Origin of the sequence: Paenibacillus sp. Soil522 (assembly GCF_001428245.1) — a bacterium.
Classification (GTDB): Bacteria; Bacillota; Bacilli; order Paenibacillales; family Paenibacillaceae; genus Pristimantibacillus.
Genome location: NZ_LMRV01000113.1, coordinates 961 through 5,004, shown reverse-complemented (window position 1 = coordinate 5,004; position 4,044 = coordinate 961). Strand labels below are relative to the sequence as shown.

Sequence of the window (4,044 nt, the reverse complement as noted above, 5' to 3'; positions counted from 1 at the left end):
GACATTAAAAGAAGACTTCGAAACGTTACTCCAAATATTCCATAGAGCAAAGCAATTGGCTTAACAATTGTCAAAGGATAAGAACATTGTCCGATTGAAGTCCGCTTAAATCGCGGGCTTTTTTAGTTATAGGATTAAGTTCTATTCAATTAACGATGACAAGTACATTATCCGATTGCCGACAGAGATAATGTATACTTAGCGAAGATCGATTTCCTTTAAGTCTCCAAATCAGCATCACCCTTATAGAGGCCGCCGCCGGTATTAAGGGTCTCGGCGTGGTAACTCTTCGTTAAACTAACTGGCAGTAGAGCGGGGTTTTGAAGTGCAAATTTTCCCCTCTGTTGCTGGTAAAATAAAGAGAGAAGGATTAAATAAATTAGATAACTGCAAATGAGCTTCAGCTAACAATACAATAGTCCAACTCTGAAGGCCTGCCGCGCGGCAGCCCTTTACTCCGCTAATCCCTCATTTCGAACTCCGGGGGACACCTATATATGCAACTTTGAGTTATCAGTGACGTCTAAGATTATATAAAATGGGGGGTTATGTATGAAAATAAAAATAATGTCGGTAACCGTCGTCTTGATATGGTTTTTAGTTCTGATGATAGGTTGCGACCAACAACCTGCACTCATTCAGGGCCAAACTAATAGTTCAGGTTTACAACCAAGTGTTATACATAGACCAGCCCCGCATTATTTAGAAATGTCTATTACACCTAAGAAACAGGAATACAAACAAGCCGATATAGTAACCTTTACTATTAAAATAAAAAATGTTTGGAAAGAGTCCCTTCATATAGTGAACACTCCCAATATTTTGGTTGGGCCTGCGACGGATCCATTAAATAAATATGACCACATTAAAATCCTTAATCTTGGGAACAAAACGCTAAAACCCGGGGAAACAATTATTTCATCTGCTACATGGAAACAAAGTGGCGAACCGGGGTGGTATCAAATAGAATTTGGCGATATCGATTTAGGTCACACAACATTAAGCGGCGGCGGCAATCGGTTTTTAATTAAATATCTCTCTAATAAAGTTCAAATGAAAACGATTGAATCTCGAAAAAAAATTAAGCTTCCTGAAGAAGATGGCGAGCTAACGTTTGTTGTTAAGCGCATTGAAATGAATGAACATGGAACAGTAGTTTATTTCGACTTCAATACCAAACAAGAAGCACCTATGGGGTTTCAGATGGCTTTAGTCAGATCAAATGGGCAAGCTCATCTGGAGCCGGAGCCTGAACATGGCGGTGAACAAAGCGAGCAAAAAAACGGTGTTATCCATGGTTTAGCAAAATTTAACCCGACAACTACCAACATAACGCAGCTTCAAATCGTGATTACGGACTGGTCCGTAATTCATAAGGGAGTAAGTACAGAAATCATGAAGGGCCCTTGGACAGTGGATATTCCTCTAAATGAATTGAATTCTAACTAAAATACGGCCCGTCCTTTTTTTTGAGACCATTCTAAGAAATCAATTACAGAAGTTATTGCGCTAACGGGTACGATAGTGGAGCAAGCTGCCGCGGTGCAGATGCTCCATTTTTTCACTCAACTAACTGGCAGTATAGTTCCAAGCATTTAAAGTAGGTGCAGGAAACAGTCAAATATTATCGAATGTAATATTTGGAAGAGAATTAGATTTGATGATTTTTGAAAGAGAGGTCTCAGATTATGGGTAAATCTACGATCCGCTCCATGCAAAGTCTTGATCTATAAACAACGGCGGTTGTTTGTATGGAGCCAGAATTTATTTTACCGCCTTAATATCAGCGTTTTGTGATAATTGTTTATAGGATAGGCTTTGCAACCTTAAATTTTAATTAATTTTAAGGAGCAGAGCTATCATGAAGTATGTGAACGCCGATAACATTTTTCCAGAAGAACTATTACAGGAAATACAGAAATATATCCACGGTAGGATGGTTTACGTCCCCGCTCCTGAAGGACAACGGAAAAAATGGGGCGAAAATTCAGGAAGTCGAAAACATTTGAGCCACAGAAATGAAGCAATACGTCAACAATATATCGATGGTGCAACGATAGATGAACTCTCTGATCAATTCTGTCTTTCCAACGATAGTATTAAAAAGATCATTTATTCAAAAATATAGGTCAAGGAAATCACATCAGATCTCATGATGTGATTTTTTGTGTAATAAATGATTCTGAATTATCTTTTATATATTTTTCAAACTGTTTCCTTGCTACAATTGAAAAAACACCTTTCAGGGAGGACATTAGGATGTCATTACAAGTTCGTCCATATTGCACTGAATTAGAGGATACAGTTAAAAATTTAAGTCACAAAGCATGGATACTTTTTAAGTACAATAAAGATTTCGATCATCAAAGGATGAGTTGTGTATTTAACGAGGACGGTAATTTAATATGTGTGGGATACTTACGACATGGAATAGCTGATGATCATGATGTATTCGAAATCGAAATGCCCACTAATGAATTAGCTTCAAATCGTATGAATGAAGTGAGAATGGCACTTTACCCTACATTCATAAATACCTGTCAAAAGCTCCGTAATCCAAACAAGAAAACAAAGTTGGTTGCGTGGAAAGACTTTTATGGTGACAGAGAGTTTTACGAAGAGAAGGGCTTTATCCCTTATCAAACATATTATTTAGCACAGCATTCACTTGAAAAACCCATGCCTGAAGTCAGAACGCCTGTTGGAGTTAATGTCAAATTTCACCCGATGGAATCCAAAGAGGAAAGAATCAAATATACCGAATTAGAAAATCAATTTTATCAAGGTGTTGTATACAGAAGTGTAAATATGTTGGAATGGATGATGGGTGGTCCAGAGTTACATACCATTTCTGCTTTTGAAGGCGATGAACTTGTTGGTAGCGTTATGTGTTGGCAAACTGGTGCAGTTGAAAGATTATTCGTAATTCCTCGATGGCGTAATAAAGGGCTGGGTAAGTTTCTCATAACAAAGGGTATTGAGTATCACATTAAGAATGGTCGAAAAGAAGTTGAGACGCTGGTTAATGAACAGAATAAGGGAGCTATGATGTTGTTAGAGTCAATGGGGTATACCTTTCCTGTAAGATTAGAACTCAAGGCATTGGATGTTTAGCAAAAAGAACTTGTAAAGAAGTAGATTATACATTTTCCATCTGGCAGACGCTATTCCGCTAACGGGTACGATAGTGAAGGAGCTTGCCTCAATAATGTGGTAAATTAGTGATAAAAACGAAAAAAGTTAATAAACCTCAGAAAGGTCGAAATTATGGCTAATTTAGTTAATACATGGGGATTGTTTCCGTGGTTCCAAGAATACGATAAGGGATTAATCCATCCTGATGATTTATATAATTTTCAACCGCAGAATTCTAGTGTCTTTTTTTGTATAGGAATCGAGGATAAATACTTAGTTTTACAGCAGGGCAAGTATGAATACAGAGTAATACCAACAAATTATAAAGTTATTTATCCACCAAAATTCTCTTTCGGTATGGAGGTTCTTACTACTAATGGAGATATCGCCTATATCGAAGAAATCCATTGGCATCATAAAGACAAAAGGCATATATATCTATTGATTAAAGACGGAAGAAAGCTGAAAAGAAGATTTTATGAAGAGGAACTAAACGGAGTGAGTTAAGCTAACGGGTACGATAGTTCAATAAAAACACGGAAGCAGCCGACCACTATGATTGGCTGCTTCATTACGCTCCCTCAGAGAATAAGGTTTTTCTCACGAATGCTCTCTAATTCACAGGATTTCACATGCATGTTTAAATAGGAGTTTAAATGATAACATAACATGGGCTAGGCAGTTCCGTTTGAGGGCATGCGGGAATAGAAGGTGTTGGTCTATTTACAACATCTTCCACATAAAGATATGCTGCACGTCTCTCTCCACAAGGTCCTTGGGATTTACTCTCCCAAATCTCAACGGGTCTAAGCCCTTACATTCCTTCGTCCTATCTATCCAAGGTGTGGAGTCCGATCAACGTTAACGGAACGGGTCTATGCCCTAAAGCCTAAAAATCTCGGTACTCCG

General features: G+C 38.0%; 4 protein-coding genes. All 4 read left to right on the top strand.

Annotation, left to right across the window (positions count from 1 at the left end; translation table 11 throughout):
• Window positions 1-552: 552 nt before the first annotated feature.
• Window positions 553-1,449, top strand: coding sequence for a hypothetical protein (locus ASG81_RS29300; RefSeq protein WP_056643330.1), 897 nt, complete (start codon window positions 553-555; stop codon window positions 1,447-1,449).
• 412 nt (window positions 1,450-1,861) lie between these two features.
• On the top strand, window positions 1,862-2,128 hold the full coding sequence (locus ASG81_RS29295) for a CD3324 family protein (protein ID WP_056643328.1): 267 nt from the start codon (window positions 1,862-1,864) through the stop codon (window positions 2,126-2,128).
• Between the two features lie 131 nt (window positions 2,129-2,259).
• On the top strand, window positions 2,260-3,114 hold the full coding sequence (locus ASG81_RS29290; protein WP_056643326.1) for a GNAT family N-acetyltransferase: 855 nt from the start codon (window positions 2,260-2,262) through the stop codon (window positions 3,112-3,114).
• A 153-nt stretch (window positions 3,115-3,267) separates the two neighbouring features.
• A complete protein-coding gene (locus tag ASG81_RS29285) occupies window positions 3,268-3,642 on the top strand; it encodes a DUF6960 family protein (protein WP_056643323.1) in 375 nt (124 codons plus the stop codon).
• Window positions 3,643-4,044: the final 402 nt, after the last annotated feature.

What these genes read in the sequence shown, in the direction of transcription:
- ASG81_RS29290 (WP_056643326.1), top strand. Translation starts at nt 2,260, where the DNA reads ATGTCATTACAAGTTCGTCCATATTGCACTGAATTAGAGGATACAGTT.
- ASG81_RS29285 (WP_056643323.1), top strand. Translation starts at nt 3,268, where the DNA reads ATGGCTAATTTAGTTAATACATGGGGATTGTTTCCGTGGTTCCAAGAA.
- ASG81_RS29300 (WP_056643330.1), top strand. Translation starts at nt 553, where the DNA reads ATGAAAATAAAAATAATGTCGGTAACCGTCGTCTTGATATGGTTTTTA.
- ASG81_RS29295 (WP_056643328.1), top strand. Translation starts at nt 1,862, where the DNA reads ATGAAGTATGTGAACGCCGATAACATTTTTCCAGAAGAACTATTACAG.